Annotated in this window: 25 protein-coding genes; 8 read left to right on the top strand and 17 right to left on the bottom strand. The window is 68.6% G+C overall.

The window, feature by feature from the left end:
* Positions 1 to 9: 9 nt before the first annotated feature.
* Together ACWESM_RS27230 and ACWESM_RS27235 are read right to left on the bottom strand one after the other, a co-directional pair.
* The gene (locus ACWESM_RS27230) at positions 10 to 1440 is read right to left on the bottom strand and encodes an SDR family NAD(P)-dependent oxidoreductase (protein ID WP_364436244.1); all 1431 of its coding nucleotides are present in this window, start codon (positions 1438 to 1440) and stop codon (positions 10 to 12) included.
* 98 nt (positions 1441 to 1538) lie between these two features.
* Positions 1539 to 2471 carry an alpha/beta fold hydrolase gene (locus ACWESM_RS27235; RefSeq protein WP_364436247.1) on the bottom strand — a complete coding sequence of 311 codons (933 nt, stop codon included), beginning with the start codon at positions 2469 to 2471 and terminating at the stop codon, positions 1539 to 1541.
* A 351-nt stretch (positions 2472 to 2822) separates the two neighbouring features.
* On the opposite strand from ACWESM_RS27235, the gene ACWESM_RS27240 reads away from it, so the two are divergent.
* Together ACWESM_RS27240 and ACWESM_RS27245 are read left to right on the top strand one after the other, a co-directional pair.
* Entirely contained in the window at positions 2823 to 3968 is a 1146-nt protein-coding gene (locus ACWESM_RS27240) for an acyl-CoA dehydrogenase family protein (RefSeq protein WP_452494145.1), read from the top strand.
* The gene (locus tag ACWESM_RS27245; RefSeq protein WP_355078431.1) at positions 3952 to 4647 is read left to right on the top strand and encodes a TetR/AcrR family transcriptional regulator; all 696 of its coding nucleotides are present in this window, start codon (positions 3952 to 3954) and stop codon (positions 4645 to 4647) included. The genes ACWESM_RS27240 and ACWESM_RS27245 overlap by 17 nt, the downstream gene beginning before the upstream one ends.
* On the opposite strand, the gene ACWESM_RS27250 is transcribed toward ACWESM_RS27245, so the two are convergent.
* Entirely contained in the window at positions 4629 to 4955 is a 327-nt protein-coding gene (locus tag ACWESM_RS27250) for a hypothetical protein (protein WP_355078430.1), read from the bottom strand. The genes ACWESM_RS27245 and ACWESM_RS27250 overlap by 19 nt on opposite strands.
* Before the next feature lie 230 nt (positions 4956 to 5185).
* Here ACWESM_RS27250 and ACWESM_RS27255 point away from each other — a divergent pair, with 230 nt between their 5' ends.
* Complete coding sequence (locus ACWESM_RS27255) at positions 5186 to 5944, top strand: DUF4190 domain-containing protein (RefSeq protein WP_412807203.1); 759 nt, start codon at positions 5186 to 5188, stop codon at positions 5942 to 5944.
* A 6-nt stretch (positions 5945 to 5950) separates the two neighbouring features.
* Here ACWESM_RS27255 and ligD read toward each other — a convergent pair whose 3' ends face one another.
* The 5 genes from ligD to ACWESM_RS27280 form a co-directional block, all read right to left on the bottom strand.
* Positions 5951 to 6952: a non-homologous end-joining DNA ligase gene (ligD, locus tag ACWESM_RS27260; RefSeq protein ID WP_364436258.1), complete on the bottom strand. Its 1002-nt coding sequence runs from the start codon at positions 6950 to 6952 to the stop codon at positions 5951 to 5953.
* Positions 6949 to 8034, bottom strand: coding sequence for an ATP-dependent DNA ligase (locus ACWESM_RS27265; protein WP_355078452.1), 1086 nt, complete (start codon positions 8032 to 8034; stop codon positions 6949 to 6951). The genes ligD and ACWESM_RS27265 overlap by 4 nt, the downstream gene beginning before the upstream one ends.
* A 126-nt stretch (positions 8035 to 8160) precedes the next feature.
* Complete coding sequence (locus tag ACWESM_RS27270) at positions 8161 to 8592, bottom strand: cold-shock protein (protein ID WP_397280050.1); 432 nt, start codon at positions 8590 to 8592, stop codon at positions 8161 to 8163.
* 2 nt (positions 8593 to 8594) lie between these two features.
* A complete protein-coding gene (locus tag ACWESM_RS27275; RefSeq protein ID WP_356969673.1) occupies positions 8595 to 9695 on the bottom strand; it encodes an SPFH domain-containing protein in 1101 nt (366 codons plus the stop codon).
* A 19-nt stretch (positions 9696 to 9714) separates the two neighbouring features.
* Positions 9715 to 9948, bottom strand: coding sequence for a hypothetical protein (locus ACWESM_RS27280; protein ID WP_355078426.1), 234 nt, complete (start codon positions 9946 to 9948; stop codon positions 9715 to 9717).
* A gap of 107 nt (positions 9949 to 10055) precedes the next feature.
* Here ACWESM_RS27280 and ACWESM_RS27285 point away from each other — a divergent pair, with 107 nt between their 5' ends.
* Positions 10056 to 13103, top strand: coding sequence for a tetratricopeptide repeat protein (locus tag ACWESM_RS27285; protein ID WP_452494148.1), 3048 nt, complete (start codon positions 10056 to 10058; stop codon positions 13101 to 13103).
* A 12-nt stretch (positions 13104 to 13115) separates the two neighbouring features.
* On the opposite strand, the gene ACWESM_RS27290 is transcribed toward ACWESM_RS27285, so the two are convergent.
* A complete protein-coding gene (locus tag ACWESM_RS27290; protein WP_355078424.1) occupies positions 13116 to 13745 on the bottom strand; it encodes a TetR/AcrR family transcriptional regulator in 630 nt (209 codons plus the stop codon).
* Between the two features lie 171 nt (positions 13746 to 13916).
* On the opposite strand from ACWESM_RS27290, the gene ACWESM_RS27295 reads away from it, so the two are divergent.
* Positions 13917 to 15416, top strand: a complete 1500-nt coding sequence (locus tag ACWESM_RS27295) for a condensation domain-containing protein (RefSeq protein WP_452494151.1) — start codon at positions 13917 to 13919, stop codon at positions 15414 to 15416.
* Between the two features lie 12 nt (positions 15417 to 15428).
* Here ACWESM_RS27295 and ACWESM_RS27300 read toward each other — a convergent pair whose 3' ends face one another.
* From ACWESM_RS27300 to ACWESM_RS27315, 4 genes are read right to left on the bottom strand one after another with little or no spacing between them, the layout of a single operon-like run.
* Positions 15429 to 16754 carry a pyridoxal-phosphate dependent enzyme gene (locus tag ACWESM_RS27300; RefSeq protein ID WP_364436270.1) on the bottom strand — a complete coding sequence of 442 codons (1326 nt, stop codon included), beginning with the start codon at positions 16752 to 16754 and terminating at the stop codon, positions 15429 to 15431.
* Positions 16754 to 18268, bottom strand: a complete 1515-nt coding sequence (locus ACWESM_RS27305; RefSeq protein WP_364436273.1) for an alanine racemase — start codon at positions 18266 to 18268, stop codon at positions 16754 to 16756. The genes ACWESM_RS27300 and ACWESM_RS27305 overlap by 1 nt, the downstream gene beginning before the upstream one ends.
* Entirely contained in the window at positions 18265 to 19551 is a 1287-nt protein-coding gene (locus ACWESM_RS27310) for a heavy-metal-associated domain-containing protein (RefSeq protein ID WP_364436276.1), read from the bottom strand. Before ACWESM_RS27310 ends, ACWESM_RS27305 begins: the two co-directional genes overlap by 4 nt.
* Entirely contained in the window at positions 19548 to 20813 is a 1266-nt protein-coding gene (locus ACWESM_RS27315; protein ID WP_452494154.1) for an aminotransferase class V-fold PLP-dependent enzyme, read from the bottom strand. Before ACWESM_RS27315 ends, ACWESM_RS27310 begins: the two co-directional genes overlap by 4 nt.
* Before the next feature lie 138 nt (positions 20814 to 20951).
* Here ACWESM_RS27315 and ACWESM_RS27320 point away from each other — a divergent pair, with 138 nt between their 5' ends.
* Positions 20952 to 21383 (top strand): pyridoxamine 5'-phosphate oxidase family protein, encoded by a 432-nt coding sequence (locus ACWESM_RS27320; RefSeq protein ID WP_355078418.1) that lies wholly within the window; start codon positions 20952 to 20954, stop codon positions 21381 to 21383.
* Here ACWESM_RS27320 and ACWESM_RS27325 read toward each other — a convergent pair.
* From ACWESM_RS27325 to ACWESM_RS27340, 4 genes are all read right to left on the bottom strand, one after another.
* On the bottom strand, positions 21380 to 21814 hold the full coding sequence (locus tag ACWESM_RS27325; protein ID WP_355078417.1) for a CBS domain-containing protein: 435 nt from the start codon (positions 21812 to 21814) through the stop codon (positions 21380 to 21382). The two genes, ACWESM_RS27320 and ACWESM_RS27325, sit on opposite strands and share 4 nt — an antisense overlap.
* A gap of 102 nt (positions 21815 to 21916) precedes the next feature.
* Positions 21917 to 23179, bottom strand: coding sequence for a PucR family transcriptional regulator (locus ACWESM_RS27330; RefSeq protein WP_355078416.1), 1263 nt, complete (start codon positions 23177 to 23179; stop codon positions 21917 to 21919).
* 228 nt (positions 23180 to 23407) lie between these two features.
* A complete protein-coding gene (locus ACWESM_RS27335) occupies positions 23408 to 23644 on the bottom strand; it encodes a hypothetical protein (protein ID WP_452494157.1) in 237 nt (78 codons plus the stop codon).
* A gap of 223 nt (positions 23645 to 23867) precedes the next feature.
* A complete protein-coding gene (locus ACWESM_RS27340) occupies positions 23868 to 24665 on the bottom strand; it encodes an SAM-dependent methyltransferase (protein ID WP_355078414.1) in 798 nt (265 codons plus the stop codon).
* A gap of 326 nt (positions 24666 to 24991) precedes the next feature.
* Here ACWESM_RS27340 and ACWESM_RS27345 point away from each other — a divergent pair, with 326 nt between their 5' ends.
* Positions 24992 to 25213: a DUF397 domain-containing protein gene (locus tag ACWESM_RS27345; RefSeq protein ID WP_039797917.1), complete on the top strand. Its 222-nt coding sequence runs from the start codon at positions 24992 to 24994 to the stop codon at positions 25211 to 25213.
* Between the two features lie 90 nt (positions 25214 to 25303).
* Complete coding sequence (locus ACWESM_RS27350; protein ID WP_355078413.1) at positions 25304 to 26191, top strand: helix-turn-helix domain-containing protein; 888 nt, start codon at positions 25304 to 25306, stop codon at positions 26189 to 26191.
* The last annotated feature ends 76 nt before the right edge of the window (positions 26192 to 26267 follow it).

Consider the following 26267-nt stretch of genomic DNA (forward strand, 5'->3'; position numbering starts at 1 on the left):
TGTCGGCCGCTACCACGGGGAAGGCTGATAGTCCTTGAGGAAGCAGCCGAACAGATCGATCCCGTTCTCACCCTGCACGATGGGGTCGTAGACCCGCGCCGCGCCGTCGACCAGGTCCAGCGGGGCGTGGAAACCCTCTTCGGCGAGGCGGAGCTTGGTGTAGTGCGGGCGCTCGTCGGTGATCCAGCCGGTATCGACCGCGGTCATCAGGATGCCGTCCTGCTCCAGCATCTCCCTGGCGCTGGTGCGGGTCAGCATGTTCAGCGCCGCCTTGGCCATGTTGGTGTGCGGGTGTCCCGGGCCCTTGTACGCGCGGGAGAACTGCCCTTCCATCGCGGAGACGTTCACGACGTATTTCCGGCGCGCCGCGGCGGCCGCCATCGCCGGGCGCAGGCGCGAGACGAGGATGAACGGCGCGACCGAGTTGCACAGCTGCACTTCCAGCAGTTCGGTCGGATCCACCTGCGCGACGGTCTGCACCCAGCTGTTGGTGTGCGCGAGGTCGGGCACCAGGCCGCCCGCGTCGATCGCGACGCCGCGAGCGATCCGTTCCGGCGTCGCCGATCCGGCGACCAAGGCCAGCTCGGCGACATCGGCGGCGGTGAGCGCCGGGGTGAGCGAGGCGGTCAGCGCGGTGGGGTGCGCCTGCATGGTCTTGCCGAAGCTGACCACCTCCGGCAGCGCGCCCGCGGGCAGCGGACCCGATTCCGCCTCGACCAAAGCGCTGTAGGCGCCGGGGGAGCGACGGACCGTCTGTGCGGCGTTGTTGATCAGGATGTCCAGCGGGCCCTGGGCGGCGACATCGTCGGCCAAGGCGACCACCTGGGCCGGATCGCGCAGATCGATGCCGACGATGCGTAACCGGTGCAACCAGTCGGCGCTGTCGTCCATCGCGGCGAAACGCCGGATCGCGTCGTTGGGGAAGCGGGTCGTGATGGTGGTGTGCGCGCCGTCGCGCAGCAGGCGCAGCGCGATGTACATGCCGATCTTGGCGCGGCCGCCGGTGAGCAGTGCCCGCCTTCCGGTCAGATCGGTACGAGCGTCCCGTTTGGTGTGGCTGCGCGTCGCGCAGTCCGGGCACAGCTGGTGGTAGAAGGCGTCGACCCGGGTGTAGCGCTGCTTGCAGATGTAGCAGGGACGCGGGCGGATCAGCGTGCCCGCGCTGGCTCCGGTGGTGGTGGAGCTGATCGGGATGCCCGAGGTCTCGTCATCGATCCGGTTCGGCGAGCCGGTCGCGGTCGCGGCGACCACCGCGCGGTCGGCGGCCGACACCGCCGCGCGCGCATCCGAGCGGCGCCGCTGCTTGAGCTTCTTGAACATGTGCCCGACCGCGCGCTGCACCGCCACCGAGTCGGGATGGTCCTTCTCCAGCGCTCCGGCCTGCTCCAGGACCCGAAGACAGGTCGCGAGGTCCTCGGGATCGATCATGCTTTCGGCCATCGCGGCGGGGGACATCCTTCATCGAGCTGGGCAGACGACCGGCCCATTGTCGCAAACTCGCCGGACCGGTCGCCCGCGCCCCGTCCGGTACGCCGTGGTCAGCTGCTGCGCGGGGTGATCGCCGCGCGGTCGGCGCGCAGGTCGTCGACGAAGTTGGCGATGGCCTCGGCGACCAACAACGGCTCGGTGATCGGCAGCCAGTGATTCGCCGGGACGGCGCAGCGCCACAGCTTGTCGACCCAGCGCGCGGAGGCGTCGTAGACGGCGGCCGGGACGAACGGGTCGGTGGTGTCGACCAGCAACTGGACCGGGACGGCGGTCCGGCGCACCCGCGGCTTGCCCAGGTGGTGCAGCAGATTCGCCTGCGCGATGCGCGCGCCCGCGAGCAGATCGCCACGCCAGGTGGGCGCGATCCGCGCGGGCAGCGGTGATACTCCTCCGAGCCCGCGCACGAACAGGCCGCGCAGGCGGGGCGGGTAGAGCCTGCGGGCCATGGGACCGGGCGTCAGCGCCCAGCGCGCACCGTGCAACCACCAGCCCAGATCGCGGAGTTCGCGGCCGGCGCGGGGCGCCAGCGCGCGCAGCCACAGGCCGAGATGATCGAGGTTCGGTCCGGCGATCGCGGTGAACGAGGCGATGCGGGTGTTGGCACGCTCGTCGCAGACCGCTTCCCACAGTTGCACCGCGCCCCAGCCGTGGCCGCATGTGTGCACCGGCCTGCGCGGGCTGGCGGCGTCGATCACCGCGAAGAAGTCCTCCGCCAGCGTGCCGAGGCGATATTCCGACAGTACGGCGGGAACGGCCGAATCGCCGTGGCCGCGAACGTCATAGGTGATGACCCGGAAGCCGTCGGCCAGCAGGGCCGCGACCGTGGACCACACGCTATGAGTGTCGGTGAGGCCGTGCACCAGCACCAAGGGCTCCGCGGCGGCATCACCCCATTCGAAGACGGCGAGTTCGGCGCCGTCCCGGTCGACCGTCCAGGTGCGGTCCGGTCGGGGCGTTTCGGTGGTGTCGAGCAGTTCGGTCATGTCCTTACCTCATTCGCTGCCGGCTACCGATCCGATGGCACGTCGCCGTCGTGCCCGATGTCAGTAATTCCGATACGGACAGTACGAAGGATTGACCCTTGGAGGGAAAGGTAAAACGTCCGAATATGGCGCAGCTCACCACCGGAATCGCGGCACGGGCGGCGGTTTCTCCTCAGCACTCGGCAGGCTGCCCGCCTCCGCTCGCGGTCGGGCCTGCTCATCCGGGCGCGGGCTCGCATTCGGGTGGCCGTGACGGTGGCTCGCTTCCCTTGTTGACAACTCGCCAATAGTTCGGGAATCTGAGGCGTAACCGGCGAAGGGGCCGGACCGGAGCTAGCAAAGGATCCAGCGATGGCGCGCGCGGCGTGGAGTGACGACGAGGTCGAGGCGGTACGAGATCTGGCGAAGACCTTCTTCGAGAAGGAGGTCGTGCCTCATGAGGAGAAATTCGTCGCGCAAGGGCACCCCGATCGCGCGCTGTACAACCGGGCCGGTGAACTCGGCCTGCTGTGTCCCGCGATTCCCGCCGAATACGGCGGTGGCGGCGGTACGTTCGCGCACGAAGCCGCCATCATCGAGGAGCAGGCCCGCGCCGGGGACGGATCGATGGGCATCCCCGTGCACAGTTCGATCATCGCGCCGTACCTGTACGAGTTCGGTTCCGAGGAACTCAAGCGGCGTGTGCTGCCCAAGGCCGCGAGCGGCGAGATCGTGCTTTCCATCGGCATGACCGAGCCGGGCACCGGATCGGACCTGCAGAACATCAAGACCCGCGCGGTACTGGAGGGCGACGAGTACGTCATCACCGGCTCGAAGATCTTCATCACCAACGGCTGGCTCTGCGATGGCATCATCATCGCCGCCAAAACCGACCCCACCAAGGGCGCGGCCGGTGTCTCGCTGATCTTCGCCGAAGTCGGTGACGACACTCCCGGTTTCAAGCGCGGGCGCATCCTGAACAAGATCGGCGGCAAGGCCCAGGACACCGCGGAGCTGTTCTTCGACGGCCTGCGTGTGCCCGCGTCCAACCTCCTCGGCGGCGCCGAGGGTCAGGGCTTCTACCAGATGATGCAGATGCTCGCGCAGGAACGCCTGGTCACGGCGATCATCGCGGTCGCCATGATGGAGAAGGCGGTGCAGCTCACCGTCGATTACACCAAGGGCCGCGAAGCGTTCGGCAAACCGCTGTTCGCCATGCAGAACACCAAGTTCGAACTCGCCGAGTGCGCGACCGTCACCAAGGTCTCGCGCACCTTCCTCGACGACTGCATCGACAAGCACCTGCGCGGTGAACTCGACATTCCCAGCGCTGCCATGTCGAAATACTGGCTGACCGATCAGCTCGGTATCGTGGTGGACCGCTGCCTGCAACTGTTCGGCGGCTACGGCTACATGACGGAGTATCCGATTTCCCAGCTCTACACCGGCGCCCGCGTCCTGCGCATCCTCGCGGGCAGCAACGAGGTGATGAAGGATCTCATTGCCCGGTCTCTCTGACACCAGGAGTGCGGCCGCGGACGGTGGCGCCGACCCGGCGCTACCGCGCCGCCGCAGGCTCGAACCCGACGAGCGGCGCGCGCAGATCCTCGCCTGCGCGATCGACATGTTCGGCGAGCGCCCGTACGCGGCCGTCTCCACCGCCGAACTGGCGCAGCGCGCGGGCGTCGCGCGCGGTCTGATCAACCACTATTTCGGCAACAAGCGCGACCTTTATCTCGCGGTGGTGCGGCGCATGGTGACGTTGCCCAAACTCGACAACATGGTCGTGCCCACCGGCAGCTGGCGTGAGCGGGTCGATGCCAGCGTGCGCTGGCTGCTGGACACCATCGCCGAGCACGGCAGCACCTGGGTGAAGGTCACCAGCCACGAGGGCGTCGGCGACGATCCCGAGGTGCAGCAGATCCTCGACGCCGCCGACGACGCGGCGGCCGAGCGCCTGCTGCTGATGGTCGGCCTCGCCGATTCGGCACACGACGCCGAACTGCGCGCGATGGTGCGTGCCTATGGTGGTCTGGTCAAGGTCGCGGGCCGGGAATGGATCACGCGCGGCACGCTCACCCGCGCGCAGGTGCACGAGCTGCTGTGCGACATGCTGCTGACGCTGGTCACCGAATCGCTGCCCAAGGTCGACCGCAGGCAGTCACCCGGCGGCCCGGATCACCGCTCGCCGCTGTAGCGAATCGGACGCAAGGCGCCCGGCCCGTGGCCGTGGCGGCCGTGCTTCAGTTCGATCGCCTGTTCCCGGTGATGTTCGACGAGCAGGGCGCCGACGCCGGTGATCCACAGCGCGGCCGTCACGACCACACCGACGCCGGTCCAGCCGGTGAACCCGTATCCGGCGGCGGTCAGAGTACAGGCCAGCGCTACGACGCCGAGGGTGCACAACACGATGCCCGGGAGGTTGAAGTTGTCATCGAGCAAATCTCCGGCCCTTGCATGCCAATGCGGGGTATCCCGGCCGCTCGAGGTCGTCTTATCGGACATGGATCCTCCTGAAGAAAGGCCGCGGTCAGGTGGGTCGTATGTCGACCAGCATGCGCCTCGGCTAACAGATTCGCGAGAGTTGCGACACGTTTGTTATTACGGCCCGATCACAAATATCCGACACTTCGAATCAACTTTTCGCCGCGCGCGCCCTATTCTGTGTCGGTATATCGGGGCGGGTCCGGGCAGTCCGAGGTTCCTGCGCGGTGTTGGTGTGGAGAGGGACCTGAATGACACGGGCAGAACGGCGTGATACGGATCGCTGGCCGCAGGCGCGGCCGGAGGATCGCTGGTCGGAGCCGGAGCCCGACGGCGGCTGGGCGGACGAGGAGGACGAGCGCTGGCCCGAGCAGCCGCCGAGCCGCCGCCGAACCGGCCGACTGCGGGTGGAGATCCCGCCGATCGTCAATCCGTACGCGATTGTCGCGCTCGTGGCGGCGCTGCTGGGACTGTTCCCGGTCGCCATCGTGTTCGGCTTCATCGCCTTCAGCCACCCGCGCGGCCGGGTCATGGCGATGTTCGCGCTGCTGCTCGGCGTCGCCGAGATCACCGCGGTGGCCGGGTTCGTCCTGCTGACGGGCAACTGGCTGCCGGACGTGATGAACCGTCAGTCCGTGATCGCGCCCACGCCCGTCGCGTCGGTGCCGACGACCGTCGAGCGTCCGGTGGTGACGACCACGGCGGCAGCGCCGAGCCCCGCTGTGACCACTACGCCGTCAGCGAGCCAGGGGCCGGTCACGAAAGGTTCGTCGTGCAGCGAGGCGCAACTCGGCCAGATCGGCAGCGCCGCCGACGGTGGCACCCTGATCTGCCTCACCACCTCCGGCGGCTACCAGTGGGCGGGCCCGCACGTCGTCGCGACCGCCGTGCAGCAAGCGGGGTCGAAGTGCGACGCCTCCGGGGCGAAGACCGGACGCACCGCCGACGGCCGGGCCCTGGTGTGCGAACTCAGCGGCCGCAGCGGCACCTGGGTGTTGTGGACCGAATAACGCTCGCTATTCGGCCTTCTTGGCGCGGCTCGGCTGCACCCTGGGCGGTTCGTTGGGCATCTTCGGATATTGCGGGGGCCACGGCGCGTCCATGAGACCGGCCGCCATGTCCCGGTCGGACATCTCCAGCAGCGGGGCGATGGACTGAGGCGCACGATCGGCCCACGGGTCCCCCGATGCGGCGTAGCGTGCGGGGACGGTCGCGATGGTCAGCTCGTCGGGCACCACCGAATCCAGATCCGCCCAGCTGATCGGCGTCGAGACCTGCGCGCCGACCTTCGGCCGCACGCACCAGGCGCCGAACACCGTTTTGTGCGGCGCGTTCTGGTTGAAATCGATGAAGACCCGGTTGCCGCGTTCTTCCTTCCACCACTGCGCGGTGATGTCCTCCGGGAACCGGCGCTCCAATTCGCGGGCCAGCGCCACCGCGGCGGCCCGCACCTGATAACCGTCCCACTTCGGTTCCAGCGCCGAGTAGAGATGCAAGCCGCGTGAGCCGGAGGTCTTGATCCAGGATTCGATGCCGAGTTCGGCGAGCAGATCCCTGGTGCGTATCGCGGCGTGCCGGAGATCGGCGAAGGTGATTCCCGGCGAAGGATCGAGGTCGATGCGCAGCTCGTCGGCGATCTCCAGATCGTCGGCGCGGTTGGGCCAGACGTGGAACCCGAGGCATCCCTGGTTCACCGCCCACAGGATGTGGGCGAGATCGTGGGCGACGAGGGCGTCGCTGGTGGTGCCGTTCGGCGTGGACACCTCCACGGTGTGCAGCCAGTCCGGCGCGGATTTCGGCACCCGTTTCTGGAACCAGGACTTGCCGGACGCTCCGTCGGGATACCGCTCCAGCAGCAGCGGACGCCCGCCCACCACATTCAGGAACGGCTCGGCGATCGCCTGGTAGTAACGCACCAGATCGAGTTTCGTCTCGCCGCGCTCGGTGAAATAGATCTTGCCCGGATTGCTGATCGTGACGGTCCGGCCGTCGGTCTCGATGTCGACGGACTCGGTCATCGCGCCGCGCCTTCGCCGAACAGCGTGCTCAATTCCGCGGGCGCGACCTCGTCCAGCTGCGCGTAGGTACACGATTCCGGCGTCCGATCGGTGCGGAAGCGCACCAGCCTGCCGCCGTGGCGCAGCCGTCCCGACTGCACGTGCTCGTAGCGCACCTCGGCGACCAGCTCCGTCCGCAACGCCTCCCAGGACAGATCCTTGCCGCCGGTCCAGCGGCTGACGCCGCCGGGCATCTTGCCCTCCGCCGCCGCCTGCGCCGCGGCGTCGGCCCAATCCCGCCAGGGATGGTTGTCGAGCGCGTTCTCCCGCAGTGGCGCGAGCTCCTCGACCAGTTCCTTGCGCCGGGCCGCGGTGAAGCTGCTGGCCACGCCGACGTGGTGCAGGCGGCCCTCGTCGTCGAAAAGTCCGAGCAGCAGCGAGCCGACCCCGGCACCGTCCTTGTGCCAGCGGAAACCCGCCACCACGCAGTCGGCGGTGCGCTCGTGCTTGACCTTCAGCATCACCCGCTTGTCCTGGAGATAGGCGAGGTCGTCGGATTTGACCATCACGCCGTCGAACCCCGCGCCCTCGAAACGGGTGAACCAGTCCTCGGCGACGTCGGGATCGTGGGTGAGCGGAGTCAGGTGCACGCGCGCGAGCGCGGTGTCCAGGATCGTTTCGAGCAGCCGCCTGCGTTCGATGAACGGCTCCCCGGTCAAATCCTTGTCGCCGAGGGCGAGCAGATCGAAGGCCACGAAACTGGCCGGCGTCTCCGCGGCCAGCTTGGCGACCCTGGACGCGGCCGGATGCAGCCGGTTCTGCAAGGTGTCGAAATCCAGACCCTGTTCGGTGACCACCACGATCTCGCCGTCCACCACGCAGCGGTCCGGCAGCGCCTGCTTCAGCAATTCGGCGACCTCGGGAAAATACCTGGTCAGCGGCCGGTCATTGCGCGAGCCGAGTTCCACTTCGGCGCCGTCGCGGAACACGATGCAACGGAAACCGTCCCATTTGGGTTCGTAGCTCAGGCCCGGCTCGCGCGGCACCGCGGGCGCGGATTTGGCCAGCATCGGCCGCACTGGTGGCATCACCGGTAGCTCCACGCGATCCTCCTCGGGTTCGATCCTCACCCATGTCGACGGTGCGCGCGGACCGAACTCATCGGTATGCGGCCGCGGCCTCGGCTCGATCGTAGGCGGGTGCCCCGACAGGTTCGTGGACTTCGCCGGTCAGTTCTCCAGCCAGCCGTGCTGGTCGGCGAACGCGGTGAGCCGGTCGCGGATGGTGAGGATCTCACCCGCGGTGAGCGCGGGGCTGGCGTCCAGGAGCAGCTCGGTGATCAGGCGCTGGTGCTCGGCGACGGTGAGCTGTCCCGAACCGGCCCTGTCCTTACCCTTGTGCCGGGCGGCGGGTGCGGACGACCCGCCGACCACAGTGAGATTGACCGCCTTGGGTCCGCGGTCGCCTTCGGTCACCTCGAACTCGAACACCCGTCCCTGTCGCAACTCGTCCTCGTCCAGGCCGATGTCGTTGACGTGGACGAACACATCGGGTCCACCGTCCTCCGGCCGAATGAATCCGAATCCCCGAGAGCTGTCGAACGACACCAATTTCCCGATGGACACCAACACCCGCTCCTCGTCGCCGTCGCTACTCGGCAACTTTAACGCGCCTTTTCGCCGTCGTCGGAGGAAAGCGCCTTTTGCAGCGAATTGAAAACGGTCAGTCCCTGACCGACCATTCCGTTCACCAGTTCGCTGACTCCGTCCGGTCCGTTCAGCACGGTGAGATTCGCGTTCGCCAACCCGTTCGACGCCTGCCGCACGATTTCCGGAAGTTGTTCGATCAACAACTGATCCAGCGCGATGCGGTTGTTCGACGCGGCCGCGTCGGCCTGGATCCGGGTCCGGTCGGCTTCCGCCTCGGCCAGGATGCGCACCCGATCCGCTTCCGCCTGAGCGGGTTTGACGACCTCGGCCTGCAACTGCTGCTCACGCAGCTCGGCCTCCTTGCGCGCCTGCTCGGCCTGGGCGGTGAGCACCTCCTGCAACGCCATCGCCTCGGCGAGCGGGCCCGCCTGCGCCGCCTCCGCGTTGGCCTTGTCGATGTCGCGCTGGTACTGCGCGCGCAGGATCGCCGTCTCGCGCTGATATTCCGCTTGCCTGCGCTGGGACTCCTGCTCGGCCTGCGCCGCCGCCTGCGCGGCCTGCGATTGCGCGATCTGCGCGTCGCGCTGGACGGCGGCATTGTGCGGGGCGGCGAGCGCGGCGATATAGCCGAGGTTGCCGTCATCGATGGACTGGATCTGGAACGAATCGACCCACAGGCCGATGTTGCTCATCTCGACTTTCGACGCGACGAGCACTTCGTCGGCCAGTTTCTGCCGCTCCCGGATGATCTCCTCGACCGTCATCGAGCCGACGATCGAACGCAGGTGCCCGGAGAAGATGCGTCCGGTCAGCACCGACATCTCCCGCTCCTGCTCGGAGAGGAACCGCTGGGCGGCATTCACGATGGAGGAGGTGTCGTTGGCCACCTTGAACGCGATCACAGCGCGGACGTCGAGCTGGATCGCCTGTTTGGTGACGCACCGCTCCTTGATCTCGGATTCGAACATCGCCAGCGACAGGTAGCGCACCTTGCGGAACAGCGGAATCACCCAGGCGCCGCGTCCGATGACTACTTTGAACGGCGTGTTGTCGCGGCTCTTGCCGCCGCTGACCAGCATCGCCTCGTCCGGGTCCGGCACATGGTAGCCCAGCACGTCTGTCTCCCTTGCTCTTTCAGGTTTCTGCGGCCGGGTCCGGGGTGAGCGGAATCCACGGGACGACGTCGACGACGCGCCCCGGATGGACCGCGATGACCAGCACGGTCGCACCGGCCGGGATCGGCTCGGCGGACTGTGCGATGTACAGCTCGGTTCCCCCGCGAATCGCGACCAGGACCTCGCTCAGCGTCCCGGCACCTCGGATCGGCGATGTGAGCGTACCCGTCAAACCCACCACCGGGTCGGTCATCGCGCGATCTCCTTCTTCCGGCTCTCGGACCGTCACCCTACGTCTCGCACAGCGCCTTTCGGTATCGGTGCGGCGGAACGGCGCGGCGGCGCGAGTATGTTTCTTGCATGGGAGGTCGGCTGGCGCTGGTGGTGGGGTCGGAATGCGCGGCGCTGGGAGATCTGGGTTTCACCGAAGAACTCGCCAACGGCTTGTACGGGAGTCTGACCGAAGCGGGCGGGTGGCGGCCCGCCATCGAGCTGGACGGCCCGGTGCTGAATCCCACTGCCGCGCAACTGCTCGAGGCCGTCGACGCTGCCTTCACGGCGGCATCGCAGCGGCAGGCCACCCTGCTGCTCGGCTTCATCGGGCACGGCGTGGCGACCAGCGCCGAGGACTTCTACCTGCTCGGCCACGATTCACCCGCTGATCCCACCTCGCACAACGCGTTTCACCTGACCCAAGAGATCCGCGAGCGGCTCGACCGCGCCGCGCTGGACGGGCTCGTGCTGCTCGTCGACGCCTGCGAGGCGGGGCAGGGCGTCCAAGGGGCCGCGCGCCGGTGGACCGATCTGCTGGCGCAGTCGGGCGGCCGGATGGAACTGCTGGTCGCCTCGGGCGACGGGCCCGCGTATTCCGGATGCTTCACCCGCACCATGCTCGCCACCTTCGACCTGGGCCTGCCGCTGCGCGGGGAGAACCTGCTGCCCTCGGACCTGGTCGATCCGATCGCCGTGCAGTGCACCCATCAACAGCCGCAGCATCTGTCGTTCAGTTCCGGCGCGGTGTCCCCGGCACAGGGCGTCGACCCGGGGCTGTGGCTGGTGCCGAACACCGCGCGCCACCGCGACGCGGTGAGCGGACGCTCCGCGGCCGGATTCGTCGACCAGCTCACCCGGCGTCTGCTGCTGACGCCCGATGTGCGCGAGCGTCTCGACGCGATCGTCGACGCGGGCAGCCACCGGCTGCGTGCGGTGCTGGGTCCGGCGGGCGTGGGCAAGTCCACGCTGCTGGCGATGCTGATCCGCCCCAGCCTGGTCGACGGGCTCGCCGTCACCCCCGACTACATCACCGCCGCGGTGTTCCTGACGGTGAACAGTTCGGTGGAGTCCGTGGCCGCTGAGCTGGCCGCGCAGCTCGACGCGCGCGTGCCCGGCTTCCGTGAGGCGGCGCGCGCGGCCAGGGCGCACCGGCCCAGGGACGAGTTCGACATCTTCGACATCCTGGTCCGCCGCCCGTTGGCGCGGCTGTCCACGGCGGGCCGCCGGGTCACCCTGGTGTTCGACGGACTGAACCAGCCGCAGGAGGGGACCAGGCGGTTGCTCGTGGCCGCGATCGCCGATCTGACCGGCCGCGAGGATCTTCGGCACGTGCGCGTGATCGTCGGCATCCGGCCCGGCACCGGCGTGGAGGACGATCCGGGGCTGGCGCACATGTACCGCATCGATATCGCCGAACCGGCGGCCGACGACATCGCCGCCGTGGTGGATTCCGCGCGCGGCACGGCGCCGCTGGGCCCGGTCGACTGGATCGGCTGGATCCAGCGGCTGCTGGCGGAGACCCCCACGGACGCGAGCGGTTCGCGGGTGGTGGCGGGTGGCTGGCTGCTCGCAGGCATCCTGCTGGAGGTCGCTTCGGGATTGACCGATGGCGCGGTGGCCTCCGGGATCGGCCTCGACCGGATCATCGCGCTGCGGGTCGAGACGGCGCTGCGCGGGCTCGATCCCGAAACCACCGGTGACACAGCGGCTCTGCTCGGTGTGCTGGTCGCGGCGGGTGTCGGGCCGGTGTTGCCGCTGGAGCTCTTGGATTCGGCGCTGTTGTCGCTCGGCGTCGACCTCAGCGCCGCCCGGGTCCGCGACATCGCCGTGAATCTCGGCACCCTGGTCACCCGCAGTCATCCCGGCACCGTTCGCGAGTCGCTCGGCGTGACCCACAGCGCGTTCCTGCCCGCGCTGGGCGCGGAATGCCACCGCCTCGGCGTGCGCATCCCGGACGCCCACCGCGCCCTGGTCGCGGCGATCCAGGCCGACGGAGGCGACCGGGCCGCGGACTACGCGCGCGGCGCGGCCGTACGCCACTGCCTGGCCTACGGCGATGCCGCCTTGGCCATCGACTTCCTGGAGAAACTGGAAACCGGCAGGTCGGCCGACGACCGCGACCTGTGGGCGGCGTGGACGCCCGACTTCGCCGAGTCACTGGGACCGGACCATCCCGACACCTTCATCACGCGGGAACGGTGGGCATATCACCGCGCCGAGAGCGGCGACCTGGTCGGCGCCGTCGCCGATTTCGAACAGTTGCTCGCCGACCGGTTGCGGGTGTTCGGACCCGACGATCCGGCCACCTCGGACACCCGCGACAAGCTGGCGAGCTACCGCGCCCGCTGCGGCGACTACTCCGGCGCTGGCGAGGAGTTCGAGCATCTGCTCGCCGACCGGCTGCGCCTGCTCGGGCCCGACCATCCCGAAACCCTGCGCACCAGGAACAACCTGGCGTCCAATCGCGGCGACGTCGGCGATTTCGCCGGGGCGATCGACCGGTTCGAACAGCTGCGCGCCGACCGCGCCCGCGTGCTCGGCGCCGATCACCCGGACACCTTGCGCACCCGCAACAGCCTCGCGTACTGGCGGGCGGCAAGCGGCGATCTCGCAGGCGCACGGGCCGAATTCGAGCAGTTGGTAGCCGACTATCTGCGCGTCTTCGGCGCCGACCATCCCAATACGCTCGGCGCGCGCAACAACCTCGCGGCGTTCCGCGCGCGCAGCGGTGATCTGTCCGGGGCGGGCGCGGAGTTCACCCGACTGCTCGACGATCGTCTACGGGTGCTCGGACCGGACCACCCCGACACGCTGCTCACCCGCGGCAAACTGGCCGCCTACCGCGCCGACAGCGGCGATCTCGCGGGCGCGATCACCGACCTGGAGAAACTGCTCGGCGACCGGTTGCGCGTGCTCGGCCCGGACCATCCGGACACCTTCGACACCCGCAACGAACTCGCGGGCTGCCGCGCCCGGCACGGCGACCTGACCCGCGCCGTCGCGGAACTGGAGGTGTTGCTGGTCGCGGAGTTGCGCGCTCTCGGCCCCAGTCACGGCGCCACCATTCGGACGCAGAACACGCTGGCGTACTGGCGGGGCCGGTCCGGGGACCTACCGTCCGGCCGCACCGGGTGACGCGCGGGGCGGTCAGGGACGGTAGAGCGAGCGGTACACCGTGAGCATCGCGAGGCAGTGCTCGATGATCTGCTCGCGGGTGGCGCGCAGCGAGCCGTTCAGCCATGCCGAGAACATGCCCGCGTTCCCGCTGGCCATGGTCACCGCCGCCAGCCTGCGCTTGACCGGATCGTCGATGTGGCCGAACAGATGGTCCTGCATGATCCGGGTGAAGACCGGCATCACCGCGAAGGTGGTCTGCCCGAGCCCGGTGCTGGAATACGGCTCGACCAGGAACAGCCGGGATTTGCGCGGGTCGGCGAGCACCTTGTCCACCAGGATCTCCGACAGCGCGCGATCGCGGGACGGGTCGTCGGTGGCGGCGAAGGCCGTCATGGGTTCGAGGAATTCCTCGGCGACCTGACGGTAGAGCACGTCGAGCAGCTCGTCGCGGCTGGCGAAGCTTTCGTAGAAGTAGCGGTCGGTGAGATTGGCCTTACGGCACACCGCCCGCATGGTGACCCCGCTCGCGCCCGACTCGCCGATCAGATCGAGCGCCGCTTCCAACAGCGCCGCCCGCCGCGTCTCCCTGCGCTCGGTGAGCGTCGTCCCACCCCAGATCCGTGGGCCCCCGTCGTCGTCTGCGTCCTGACCTGTCTGCACGGCCCAACGATAGTGCCTGGCGGCGCGCCCCGGCGCCGCGCGCACCCGCCCGGCCCTCCCCGGTCTTGCCGAACTGGATTCCGCGCCGTCACGGTGCGGTAACTGACGGTTTACTCGACCTGGTTACCTTGCCTGGGTTGCTCGGTGGTTCGGTAGTGGAGGTGACGGCGCGTGCACAACTCCGCTGCGGCGATCTCGTCCGAAGGAATCGGCCACGTACTCGGGCATGCGGGGATGCGCCCCGTACGACCGGCGGTTCGGCCTCTCCCGCCGCCGCGGCGGCCGCTGCCGCTGGCCCGTGGGCCGCGTCCGGCGCACATCCCGCTCGCCCCCGCGCAGGAACGGATGTGGCACGCCGCGCGGGCCGGGAACTCGAGTGACTGGAATGTGACTCGCGCGGTGCGACTGTCCGGACCGGCACTGCGGCCCGAGGGGATCGTCGCCGCGATCGACGACGTCGTCGCCCGGCACGAACCGCTGCGCACCCGTTACCCGAGGACCGCCTCGGGCCCGGCCCAGGTGATCGTCCCCGCGGACGAGGCCGGGGGGCGGACCGACGTCGTCCTGGCCACCGAAGCCGAATTGCCGAGGCATATCGCGGAATTCGCCGCGGTCGAGTTCGATCTGGAGACCGACCTGCCGCTGCGCGCCCGGCTGTGCGTGCTCGGACCGCACGAGGTGGTGCTGGTGCTGGTCGTGCACCACATCTCGATCGACGGGCGGTCAGTGGCCCCGCTGCTGCGCGATCTCGGCACTGCCTACCTCGCCGGACAGGACGGAGCCGCGCCGGACTGGCCGCCGCTGCCGATCGACTACGCGGACTACACCTTGTGGAAGCACGCCCAGCTCGGTGACTACTCCGACGAATGGAGCCGCGCCACGCAGCAGTTGCGGTACTGGGCCAACACCCTGGCCGGTCGGCCGCCGGTGCTCGATTTCCCCTGCGTCCGGCCTCGTGCCATCCGCCGAGGCGGTGCGAGCGCGGGTGCCGTCGTACCGGTCGCGTTCGCCGCCGGTGTGCACCGTGCGCTGCTCGATCGGGCGTGCGCGGCGCGAGCCAGCCTGTTCATGGTGTTGCAGACCGCGTTCGCGGTGGCCGTCGGCGCTTTCTCCGGCAGCGCCGACGTGACGGTGGCCACCGCGGTCGCGGGCCGCGATCACCGGCTGCTCGACGACCTGGTGGGCAACTTCGCCGACGACGTGCTGATGCGCGTCCGGCTCGACCGCGCCGCCGACGCGGAGGAACTGCTCGATCAGGTGCGCGGGGTGGCGCTGGCCGCCTTCGCTCATCCCGATACACCCGGCCAGCGGCTGAAGCGCTGCCTGCTGCAGGACGCGGCCTACCCGCTGTTCCAAGCGACGCTCATCCTCCAGCGCGGCGCGGCCGCCCAGCCCGCGGCGGACGCTTCCGGCGGGGTGAGCATCACCGAGGTCGACACCGGAATCGTCCGCGCCAAGCACGACCTCGAATTCGGTCTCGTCGACCGGTACGACCGGCTCGGTGCGCCCGCGGGCATCGACGGCGTATTCATCTACCCGGCCGCGCTGTTCGAGCGGGGAACCGCGGTCGCTTTCACCGAATTGTTCACCGCCACAGTCGAACTCCTGGCCGCCGGTTACCGTGGTCCGGTTACCCCGTTGCTGACGGACTTGTCCGCCGGGCGGCGGTGAGCCCGCGGGCGATCAGCCTCGTTCCAGCGGCAACCCCGCATCGCGCCAGGCGACCACGCCACCGGCCAAGCTGGTGGCGTCGTAGCCGGCTCGCCTGGCCCGTGCGGCGAACCGCACCGACAGTTCACCGACGGGGCAGACGAAGACGACGGGGCGCGAGCGCGGGAACGGGATGCCGTGCCCGAACATGTCGTCGAGCTGGTCGTCGCGGATGTTCAACGCGCCGGGGACGTGCCCGATCCGATAGGCCATGGCGCCACGGCTGTCCACGATGGTCGGGCGTCCGGTCCGGTCCAGCTCGGCGAGCTGCTCGGGCGACAGCCGCGGCACCGCCGCCAGCTCCTCCGCGGTCGGGGCCGCTTCGCGTTCGGCGCGGCCGAACCGTTCCGGCCTGCGCTTCTTGATGTACGACAGGTACGGTTCGAGGCGATCGCAGACGATGAACACCGCCACAAGCGGATCGTCCGGATCCCTCGCGGACACATCGAGCGCGCCGAGCGTCTCCAGCGCGGCGGCGTAACTCGCACCGCTGGTCGGCCCGGCCAGGACCCCGTATCCGCTCGCCAGGCGCAGCGTCGCGTCCACGGCGTCGCCCGCCGTCACGGTCACGATCCGGTCGTAGAATTCCGGCTGGAACAGCCCGACGTCCCACATCTCGCTCTCCGAACGGATGCCGGGAATGAAGTCCGATCGCTCCGAAACCACTGCGACGGTGCGCAATTCGGGATTGTGCTTGCGCAGGTAGGTAGCGGTCCCCCTGGTGGAACCGGTGGTGCCGAGCCCGCCGATCAGATAATCGATCCTGGTGATGCCATCGGCGGCCAGGTCCTCGTGGATCTCCCGGCCGGTGCCGTGGTGGTGCGCCTCGATGTTCTTCTCGTTGGTGTACTGCGACAGATGCCGGTACGTAGCGGGCTGCTGGGCCATGGTCGCCTCGATCACCGAGTAGACGTCGTTCGGCGTCGTCGGGTCCGGGCACTCGGAGAGGCCGGGCAGTTCCACGATCTCGGTGCCTAACAGCTGCAGCAGATCACGGACCTCGCCCACTTTGATCCGGTTGGTCACCGCGCGCAGGTCGATCCCGTACATCGCGCCGAGGACGCGCAGCGCTTTGGCCGTGTTACCGCTGGACGCCTCGATGAGTGTCCGGCCCTCGGCGCGGATTCGCGCCAGGTCGTCGCGCAGCATCGCCCAGGCCACCCGGTCCTTCACCGAACCGAACGGGTTGTGCGACTCCAGTTTCGCGTAGAGTTCGACATTCGCCAGCCCGTGCACCGCGGGGTCGAGCCGCAGCAGCGGCGTGTTGCCGATGAGTTCGGTGATGTGGTCGTATCGCATCAGGGGGCCTCGACGGATCGGACCGGACGGTTGACGAGGTCGGTGGCGTGCGGCGCGATGTGACGCGGCCGGGAAGACTCGACGGGGAAATCGGGCTCGTAGTCGGCGTCGTGCACGACCCGGAACCCGTCGGGCGTCCGGGTGACCGCGAGTTTCGCGGGCAGGGGATGCATGGAGGCCGTCGCGGCGGACAGGTCCATGTGATAGGCGGCGGTATTCGGGAACACCACCGAATCGCCCGGCCGGGGCCGCGCGGGCAGCCACACCTTGTGGTTGGTGATCAGATCGCGCTCCAGGCACAGCCGCCCGGCGAGGTAGACGCCGACCGGACCCCTGTCGCGGTCGCCCGCGGTCGCGTCATCGCCGGGCAGGAGGATCGGGTCGACCATGACCTCCTGATCGGCGGGCGTCACCGAATCGCGGCTGAGGTCGACGTGCACCAGCACGCTGCCGTCGGCGACCTCCTTGACGAACTCGACTGTGGCCACCGTGATACCCGCGTGATCTACCAGCGCCTTGCCCGGCTCCAGCCACATCTCCAGCAGATTGTCGCCCGCCACCTGCGCCACCGTGCGTCCGCCGTGCCGCTCCAGCGGAGCGTCGAGCAGATCGGCGAGCATGCGGTCGGCGGCGATGGTGTTGGCGTACTTGTGGAACACCGGTGTGCCGTGCACGGCCCCGCCCGCGACGTGGTAGCCGAAGGTGTTGCTGCCCCAGGTCATCGGCTCCCCACGGCCGAGCAGCGATTCGCGCAGCGCGAGCACGTAGGCGTCGAACCGCTCGGCGTCGGCGGTGAACACCTGCCGGAAGCCGCCGCCGATGTCGAGCACCGACGGGGTGAGCCCGTGATCGTAGGCGCGCTCGATCAGTCGCAGGCAGGTGTCGATCGCCCGGACGCGCTCACCGAGGTCGCCGGAGTCGAGGTGAAAGGCGAAGCCGAGGAAGGCGATCCGCCCGCGCCGCGCCGACAGCAGATCGAATGCCTGCCCGACATGCGCGAGCGGTATCCCGAACCGGCTCACCTGTCCCGCGTCGAATCCGGAAATTCGCAGTAGCACAGGCACTTCCGCTTGCGTTCCGGCCAGTTCCGCGATGCGGCCCAGCTCCCAGAGGTTGTCCACGTTGATCGTGACCCCTCGGTCGACGAGTTCACGCAGGAAGGCTTCCCCTTTCGGGCCGGTGACCTCGATGCGCGCCGGATCGAACCCGGCGGCGCGGGCGCTGGACAGTTCGTGCGGTGAGGCGACGTCGACGGCGATGCCCTCGCGTTCGGCGGTACGGACGAACGCGCGAGACTGGTTCACCTTGTGCGCGTAACAGATCCGGTGGCCGGGAAGGCTCCGCTCCAGCACGGAACGCAGGCGCAGGAGATTCTCCGAATACACCTGCGGGAACACCAGATGCGCGGGCGATCCGAATCTCGTCAGCGTTTGCGTCGGGAGGCCGGGAGTGTCGAGAAAGGCGCGGACGATCGGGTGGAGCTTCGCGGGCAGCGCCGGCGGCCACGGCGTCATACGGCGGCTTCCGACGGCTCGGTGGCCGACGCCCGCGGCGCGTCGTCCGGCCGCTGCGCGACCGGGTTGTAGCCGCCGTCCCGGATCGCCTCGAACGCACGGGCCCGATTGCGCGGGCTGCGGAACTCGGCCACCACCCGTTTGCTGTCCAGGTCGATCTCGACCACGCGGATGTCCATCGACTCCAGCACTCCGCCGATCGTGCGGACGCAGTGCTTGCAGGTCATGTCGGGCACGTAGAACACCTGGTCCTCGGCGGTCGCGACCCGGTCGGCGGTCGCCTCGTCGAGTTCGGCGCTCACCTCGGTGACCGCGCAGCGGCCCGCGATCTCGGTGAACGTCGCGACGAATCGGTCGACCAGCAGCGGGAGGAGACTGAAATGCCCGCTGTCGAGCTGGTGTGGCGTGGCGGCCGGGCAGGCCGGATGGCTGCCCTCGGGCAGCAGGGCGTATTGCCGGGAGATCAGGTCGAGGTCGTCGTGGTACTTGGCGATCGCCTCGGCCACCGTGAGGCCTTCGGCCGTGGTGGCGCGCTCCATCACGGCGTGCGCGTCGGCGATGGTGGCGTCCTTCATCGCGCGCAGGGTCGCCACCGTCTCCGCCGAATAGCGGACGGTGCCGTCGGGTTGCGCGACCAGCGTCACCGGGATCATGCCCCGCCGGTAGGTCGAGGCCTGCAATTCCCAGAACCATCGCGTGGCGACCGCGGCGAAGATCCCGGAAACGCGGAGCCCTTCGGCGAATTCGGCGGCGTCGCGGTAGGGGGTCGCGTCCGCCAGCAACGCGTGCTGGGCCAGCACGCGCCCCGCCGCCTCGATGCCGACCCGGAAGATGTCGCGCGGATCGTGGTCGGTGGTCGTGCCGGCCAATACGGCGTGTTCGCGAGGTCCGAGCGCCGCGACCCGCGCGGCGAAATCGGCGTCGGCGTCCAATTGGCGCCACAACGCCAGGACCGTCTCGCGCGTCGCGATCGGCACCGACGGGCCGAGACCACCGGCACGGAAGTGCCCGGTATTCGGGATGCCCGCGCTGTCGGTCCACGCGATCCGATGCGTCGCGCTCGTCACCTGGTCCGCGCGGCACGGCCGCATGAACCGCTCCAGATACAGCCGCTGCGAGTAGGTGAGATGGCTGTCCGGCTCGAGACCCAAGGCCGTACAGGCGTATTCGAATCGCCGATGTCGGGGAGCGGGTACCGGTTCGGTGAACAGCCCTGGCTGCGCCAAGTCGGCCAGCACCCTGGACGCGGCCCGCCGGTCGTAGCGGGGGATGTCGTTACTCACGTGACCTCCTCGGCGATGGTTCGCACGCACGCGACGAATCGGTCGATCTCGTCGGGCGTGTTGTAGATGTGCGTGCTGACCCGCACCGAGCCCGCGCCGTCGGATTCGGCGGGGACGCAGTGCGCACCGGTGCGCACCAGGAAACCGAACTCGCTCAGGACGAATCCCGCGTCGGCGGCCGAGATCCCCTCCAGGGTGAAGGAGACGATGCCGTAGCCGACCTCGCAGGTCGCGTGCGCCGGGCCGGGCAGGAACTCCAGGCCGGGAACCGGTCGCAGCCCGTCGATCAGCCGCAGGGTCAGGGCGCGATTGTGCGCGGCGACGGCGTCGAGTCCGAACGATTCCAGCACCTCCAGCGCATTGCCGAGGGCGAGGATGCCAGGAATGTCGGGCGTTCCGCCTTCCAGCAGCGACGGCATCGGCCCCGGGCGCAGCCCGCCGGGACCCGGTTCGACGCCGGAGTTGCCCCCGGGCAGGAACGGCGTCAACCGGTCGTGCACACGCCGGTGACAGTAGAGGATCCCGGTGCCGGGCGCACCGAACATCTTGTGCGCGGCGAAGATCGCGAAATCCGCACCGAGCGCGGTGACGTCGACCGGAAGATGGCCGCCGCTCTGCGAGCAGTCGAAGCACAGCAGGATCGCCGGATCGATCCGGCCGCGCAGTTCCTCGAGAGTGCTCAGACCGCCGAAGACATGGTGCAGATGCCCGGTCGTGATCAGCCGGGTGCGCGGGGTGATCTTGGCCAGGATGTCGTCGGTGTCCGCCTCGCCCGCAGCGGTCACCCGGTAGGGAACGAGGTGGATGCGGCGTCCGAACCGGGCGAGCAGCCCGCGCAAGTGCTGCCACGGGTACACGTTCGACGCGTGATCGCTTGCGTTGTAAAGGATCTCGTCGCCGTCGGCGAGCGCCGTCAGACCCCACGACAGCGCGACGGCGTTGAGTGCGGCGGTGGCGCCCGCGGTGAAGACCACCTCGTCCGGATGCTCGGCGCCGATGAACGCGGCGGCGTGTTCGCGGACGCGGGCGATCCGAGCCGTGAGACCGGTGGCCCAGGGGTAGGTGCCGCGGCCTGCGTTGGCGGTGTTGTTGCTGTGGTAGCGCTGAATGGTCTCGATCACCGGCAGCGGCTTCTGCGTGGTGGCGGCGCTGTCCAAATAGACCTCGGAGGCGCCGGCGAGGGCCGGGAACAGCGACCGCACCGCGGCGGGCGCGAACGTCGGGATTTCCGGCGGCCGGGGAATCTCCTCCGTCCGCGTCACCGGCGATCTCGGGGTGGGGGACCGCAACGTGACGCTCCCTTCCCACCGGTAACTCGGACGTCACCCACGATACGCATTTTCGATACGGACTTCGAAGTTTTGTCGTGGACAAAGGCTTTCACGACTAGCCTGGAACGTATGCCTCTGACCCTGCAAGAGCGTCAAGAGTTCCTTGCGCAGCCGCATATCGCGGCGTTCTCGGTGGCCGCGGGCACCGGTCGTGGCCCGCTCACCGTCCCGATCTGGTACCAATACAGTCCCGGTGACGAGGTCTGGATCCTGACCGGCCCGGAGTCGCAGAAGATGCGCTACATCCGGGAGACCGGCCGGTTCGGTCTGATGGTGCAGCAGGCCGAACCCACGGTCCGCTACGTGAGCGTGGAGGGCCCGGTCACCCGGATCACCCCGATGACCGACGAGATGCACCGTGAAATGGCCGCGCGGTACGTACCCGCCGAATCGGTGGACACCTACCTGAAGGCGGCCGAGGCCTACGGTGAGCAGGTCGCCGTATTCCTGCGGCCGGAGCACTGGCTCTCGGCCGATCTGGGGAACCTCAGCGAGCTCTAATATCTGCCCTGCAGGTACTCCACGAGGTGTTCGCGTTCGTCCGCCAATTCCGAGATCGCGCTCTTGACCACATCGCCGATGCTCACGATGCCGACCAGCCTGCCCTCGTGCACCACCGGCAGATGCCGGATGCGGTGGTCGGTCATGGTGCGGCGCAGGCCGTCGACCCGGTCCTCGGGCGCGCAGGTGCGCACCGCGGAGGTCATGATCGCCGAGACCGGCATGTCCAGCAGGTCCGCGCCCCACGCGTGCAGACTGCGTACCACGTCGCGCTCGGAGACGATGCCCGCGATCGTGTTGCCGTCGGGGGAGACGACGACAGCGCCGATGTTCCGCTCGGCCAGCGTGGCGAGCAGTGTGCGTACCGTCGTATCGGGCGCGACCGTGGCCACGTCGCTGCCTTTTCTGTGCAGGATCTCCGAAATTCGCATATTTCACCATCCAGACGTCGCGGCACTACCAGGATCGCAAGTTCACGGTCCGGTGACCAGCACGAATCCGTTACAGGCCACGATCAGGTCACGGCGCGGACGTCACAGGCGACGGGCGACGCTGCGGTCCAGATCCCGGGCCAGCAGGGCGATCGCCGCCTGTGAGATGCCCGCCGAGGTCGCCAGGTCGATCGAGGTGAGCTGGGCGATGCGGCGCAGGCGGTAGTCGACGGTGTTCGGGTGCACGAAGAGCTGGCGCGCGGTGAGCTGCCGGTTCATGTCGTTGCCCAGGTAGGCGCGCATGGTGTCGAACAGCTCGGGATGGGCGTCGAGCGGGTCGAGGATGGTCGCGATCCGGCGCGTGGCCGGGCCGCTGCGGGTGAGCTGATACTCCACCGCCAGATCCGACATCTGGTAGAGACCGGGCGGCCGGACGCCGACGCGCACGAGATTGAGCAGCTCGTGTGCCTGATCGGCCGATTCGGGGATCTGATCGGTGTCGGTCGGCACCACGGTCGCGGTGAGCGGGACCTCGGCGGCGACGGCGAGCAGCTCGAGCGTGGCGGCCGTGAGGACGGTCTCGGCCTCGTCGCCCGACGGGATGAGCAGTGTGCCGCCCTTGGCGCTGAGCAGCGCGAGCGCGCGGGAGGCGAACACGGTGGCCAGCTCGGACTGTAGCCGTCGCAGTTTCCGGCGCGCGGCGACGTTCCCGTCGACGCGCGGATCGCGCTCGTCCGGATGCTCCGGAATCGACAGGGCGACAACCTGATACGCCTCCGCGATCGGAATACCCGTCTGGCGGGCCAGAGCCGAGCTGCCGCGGCCGCTCAGCAGCGCCGAGGCGAGCGTCTGCGCCGCCGTCTGATGCTCCTTGGCGACCAGGTGCTGTTCGTCGACGTAGGCATCGGACACCGCCGCGGTGATCGCCTCGAGCAGTTCGAGGAGCAGATCGGCGGCGACCAGCACCTCCTCGACGTCGTCGGCCTCGGCGGGCGCGGTGACCAGACCGAAGGCGATGCGCAATCCTTCGTGGTAGGCGCGCAGGATGGTGCTCAACGGCACGCCCTCGCGCGCCCAGCGGGCGGCGGCCGCGCGCACCGGGCCGAGTTGCTCCTCGTCCGGCACGGTTCGCCGGTCGAACATCTCTGCGGCGAGGTTCAGGCAGCTGCGGGTGAGCTTCGTGACGTCACCGCGGATCTGCTCGCCGGGCAGGGTGCGGCAGGGCGCCATGACGTTCTCGAAATATCCGACCATGTGCGAGGCCACGCTGTCGGTGTTCTGCAAAGGCACCGAAGCCGGCTGTCCACCGATTTCCAGCACCGGGTCGGACGAGTCGGCGGACAGATCCAACGCGGAGTAGGTCATGACGAGTTCGCTCCCCAATGCCACGTCGGGCGTGCGAGAAATCGCGCCCGAGTCGATCGATCACTATACGAAAGGGCTGTGTGGACCGGGAGTGATCTGTGAGATCGCTTGGGATCGCTCCGCATTCCGTAGTGACCCGATGACGGACGCGCAGCGCGCGGCCCGGATTACGGTGCTGGAGCAGGGTTTACGAAGCGGCGAGGCACTCGCGCGCCGGGATGTGGCCTGTTATTCGTCGTCCAGCCCGGCTGACAGATACGCGGCTGCCGCCAGCCACTGCCTGCACTGCGGACCGTGGACCTCGTGGGCGTAGAGGATGTCGCGGGCCTGCCGGTAGGTGAGGCCGCGGGGCTCCACACTGCAATCCGTCGCGGCGAACTCGGGCGCAGGGTACTGGCGGAAGGGCTCGGTGCCGGCGCCATCGATGACGGCAACCCGGGGGGAAGTTCGAAATGGCTCGATCATTCGACTACCCCTCGCGTCCGACGTGCGGCGGGGAGGCCGACGTACTGGTAGCGCAGACTCGAACTCCCTGCGTACCTCCCCGATTTCGAGTTCGAGTCTATTCCTCCGTCGCTTGCAAATGCAAGTACATCTGCACGATCGGTCGGAGAAAAAAACCGGCGGCGGCCGCCGGTGGTGACCGGCGACCGCCGCTGTGCCGCTTGCGGTTTGGCGTTCAGGGGCCTTACGGCTTGCGCGCGACCGCGCCGTAGGCGGAGATCGGACGGGACTCGCCCACCTCCGTGGCGCCCGAGCGCCACTGCGTGATGGACACGAAGCCCGGCTCGACCAACTCCAGACCGTCGAAGACGGCCTTGATCTGAGCCTGCGGGCGGGGGACATAAGGAGTGCCACCGGTGCCGGTGTAGTTCTCGCACAAGGTGACATACGCCTTGCTGTCGTCGGTGCCGTCCCACATCACCAGGTAGCTGCCCGACGGCACGGCGTCCAGCACGGTGCGCACGATGCGCAGCAACTCGTCGTAGGTCTTGGCGTGGCCGAGCACGCCCATGAACATCACGGCGATGGGCTCGTTGAAGTTCAGGACGTGCTTGGCGTCGGTGATGATCCGCTCGGGATCGTGGTAGTCGGCGTCGATGTAGGTGGTGACGCCCTCCGGCGTGGTGGAAGTGAGCAGCGCCCGCGCGTGCGTGAGCACCAGCGGATCGTTGTCCACGTACACGATCCGGGACTCCGGCGCGACGCTCTGGGCGACCTCATGGGTGTTCTGCATCGTGGGCAGGCCGGTCCCGATGTCGAGGAACTGGCGGATGCCCTGCTCCCCGGCGAGGTAGCGCACCGCGCGGATGAGGAACTGGCGCGACTGCACCGCCATGGTGGTGATGTCCGGATCCACCTCGATCCCGGCATCGCCTGCGATGCGGTCGATCTCGTAATAGTCCTTGCCGCCCATCCAGTAGTTCCAGATGCGCGCGGAGTGGGGTATGTCGGTTCGGATGAGGGGGCTGTGGTCTTCGGTCATGGGGTTGTACTCCTAGGCAGAAACGGGTCCGCGGCACTGCCGTGCAGGTGGGTGCGTGGGGTTGTCGCGAATGACTGGTACATCCGATGTGCACTGTGACAGTACAAGATTCGCGCGCGTCCAGAGGGGTGGATCGGCGAGCTGATCTCGGTGTTTCCGGGTCGAGGTGATCGTGTTTCACATCTGTCGCCGGATGACGCCGATCCGTGGGCGCACAGAGGGCGAACTTCGTGCTATCGTCCGGTGTCGGTGCAGATGCAAGAACGTTTGAACGTGCATCTGCACGAACCGAATCGCCTGACTGCGGTAACGGAGGAGTGGGGAAGATGTCGGATACATCCACCAACGAGATCATCGGAACTTGGCGAAAGAGTTCCTTCAGTAATCCGAGCGGCAACTGCGTCGAGGTGGCCGAAACGGCCAACGGCCAGGTGGCAGTACGTAACTCGCGGGACCCGGAAGGCGGGGTCTTGATCTACACGCGTCCGGAGATCGACGCGTTCGTCCGCGGCGCGAAGGCCGGGGAGTTCGACTATTTGACTAGCTGAGCGGTAACATTGGCGGTCGGTGCGGTGTGTCTCGCGACAGGTGGTTGTGACACACTGTGGGCAACCCCCGGAGTATCGGAGACGAACTCGATGATCGCTGAACCCGATGACGATGGTCATGTGCAATCCGTTGTCGCGGAACGTGGTCCGACCGTGCTACGCATCGCATTGGGCGGCCAGCTGCGCAAGCTTCGGGAGAAGAAGGGCATCACCCGTGAAGCGGCGGGTGATGCGATCCGGGGATCGCACGCCAAGATCAGTCGTCTCGAGTTGGGCCGTACCGGCTTCAAGGAACGCGACATCCGCGACCTGCTGACCCTTTACGGCGTTCACGACGCCGAGGAGCGCGAGTCGTTCCTCGAGTTGGCCAGGCAGGCCAACGAGCCCGGCTGGTGGCATCGCTACAGCGACCTGCTGCCGCAGTGGTTCGGCACCTACCTCGGCCTGGAACAGGCCGCGAGCAAGATCCGCACCTACGAGTCGCATCTTGTTCCCGGACTGCTGCAAACGCCCGAATACGCCCGGGCGGTCGTATCGCTCGGGTACGAGGACGCCGACACGGATCGGCGGGTCGCGGTGCGTCAGCGCAGGCAGGAAATCCTCTTCCGCTCGGACCCGCCGGTGGTGTGGGCGGTGCTCGACGAGGCCGCGTTGGTGCGGCCCGTCGGTGGCGCGCAGGTGCATCGAGAGCAGATGCTGCATCTGGTCCGGCTGGCGAAGCTGCCCAATGTGACGATCCAGGTGCTGCCGTTCACCGCGGGGGAGCACGCCGCGGCGGGCAGCTCCTTCAGCATTCTGCGTTTCGCCGAGGCCGAACTGCCGGACATCGTGTATCTCGAACAGTTGACCAGCGCGTTGTATCTCGAGCGGCGGCAAGACCTGGCGTTGTACCTGTCGGTGATGGACCGCCTCAGTGTGCAGGCCGAGCGCCCGGACAAGTCGATCGCGATCATGGAGAAGTATGCCGAAGGGCGCTGAGGCCACGCGGTAGTCTCGGCGCCGCCGAAGACCCGATACGCCGAGCGGCCACCTCCCAAATCGGAGGTGGCCGCTC

Source organism: Nocardia sp. NPDC003999, from assembly GCF_053604885.1.

Excerpts from the sequence above, each read along its gene's own strand:
- ACWESM_RS27230 (WP_364436244.1), bottom strand. The coding sequence starts at position 1,440 with ATGGCCGAAAGCATGATCGATCCCGAGGACCTCGCGACCTGTCTTCGG.
- ACWESM_RS27235 (WP_364436247.1), bottom strand. The coding sequence starts at position 2,471 with ATGACCGAACTGCTCGACACCACCGAAACGCCCCGACCGGACCGCACC.
- ACWESM_RS27240 (WP_452494145.1), top strand. The coding sequence starts at position 2,823 with ATGGCGCGCGCGGCGTGGAGTGACGACGAGGTCGAGGCGGTACGAGAT.
- ACWESM_RS27250 (WP_355078430.1), bottom strand. The coding sequence starts at position 4,955 with ATGTCCGATAAGACGACCTCGAGCGGCCGGGATACCCCGCATTGGCAT.
- ACWESM_RS27255 (WP_412807203.1), top strand. The coding sequence starts at position 5,186 with ATGACACGGGCAGAACGGCGTGATACGGATCGCTGGCCGCAGGCGCGG.
- ligD (WP_364436258.1), bottom strand. The coding sequence starts at position 6,952 with ATGACCGAGTCCGTCGACATCGAGACCGACGGCCGGACCGTCACGATC.
- ACWESM_RS27280 (WP_355078426.1), bottom strand. The coding sequence starts at position 9,948 with ATGACCGACCCGGTGGTGGGTTTGACGGGTACGCTCACATCGCCGATC.
- ACWESM_RS27285 (WP_452494148.1), top strand. The coding sequence starts at position 10,056 with ATGGGAGGTCGGCTGGCGCTGGTGGTGGGGTCGGAATGCGCGGCGCTG.
- ACWESM_RS27300 (WP_364436270.1), bottom strand. The coding sequence starts at position 16,754 with ATGCGATACGACCACATCACCGAACTCATCGGCAACACGCCGCTGCTG.
- ACWESM_RS27305 (WP_364436273.1), bottom strand. The coding sequence starts at position 18,268 with ATGACGCCGTGGCCGCCGGCGCTGCCCGCGAAGCTCCACCCGATCGTC.
- ACWESM_RS27320 (WP_355078418.1), top strand. The coding sequence starts at position 20,952 with ATGCCTCTGACCCTGCAAGAGCGTCAAGAGTTCCTTGCGCAGCCGCAT.
- ACWESM_RS27325 (WP_355078417.1), bottom strand. The coding sequence starts at position 21,814 with ATGCGAATTTCGGAGATCCTGCACAGAAAAGGCAGCGACGTGGCCACG.
- ACWESM_RS27330 (WP_355078416.1), bottom strand. The coding sequence starts at position 23,179 with ATGACCTACTCCGCGTTGGATCTGTCCGCCGACTCGTCCGACCCGGTG.
- ACWESM_RS27335 (WP_452494157.1), bottom strand. The coding sequence starts at position 23,644 with ATGATCGAGCCATTTCGAACTTCCCCCCGGGTTGCCGTCATCGATGGC.
- ACWESM_RS27340 (WP_355078414.1), bottom strand. The coding sequence starts at position 24,665 with ATGACCGAAGACCACAGCCCCCTCATCCGAACCGACATACCCCACTCC.
- ACWESM_RS27345 (WP_039797917.1), top strand. The coding sequence starts at position 24,992 with ATGTCGGATACATCCACCAACGAGATCATCGGAACTTGGCGAAAGAGT.
- ACWESM_RS27350 (WP_355078413.1), top strand. The coding sequence starts at position 25,304 with ATGATCGCTGAACCCGATGACGATGGTCATGTGCAATCCGTTGTCGCG.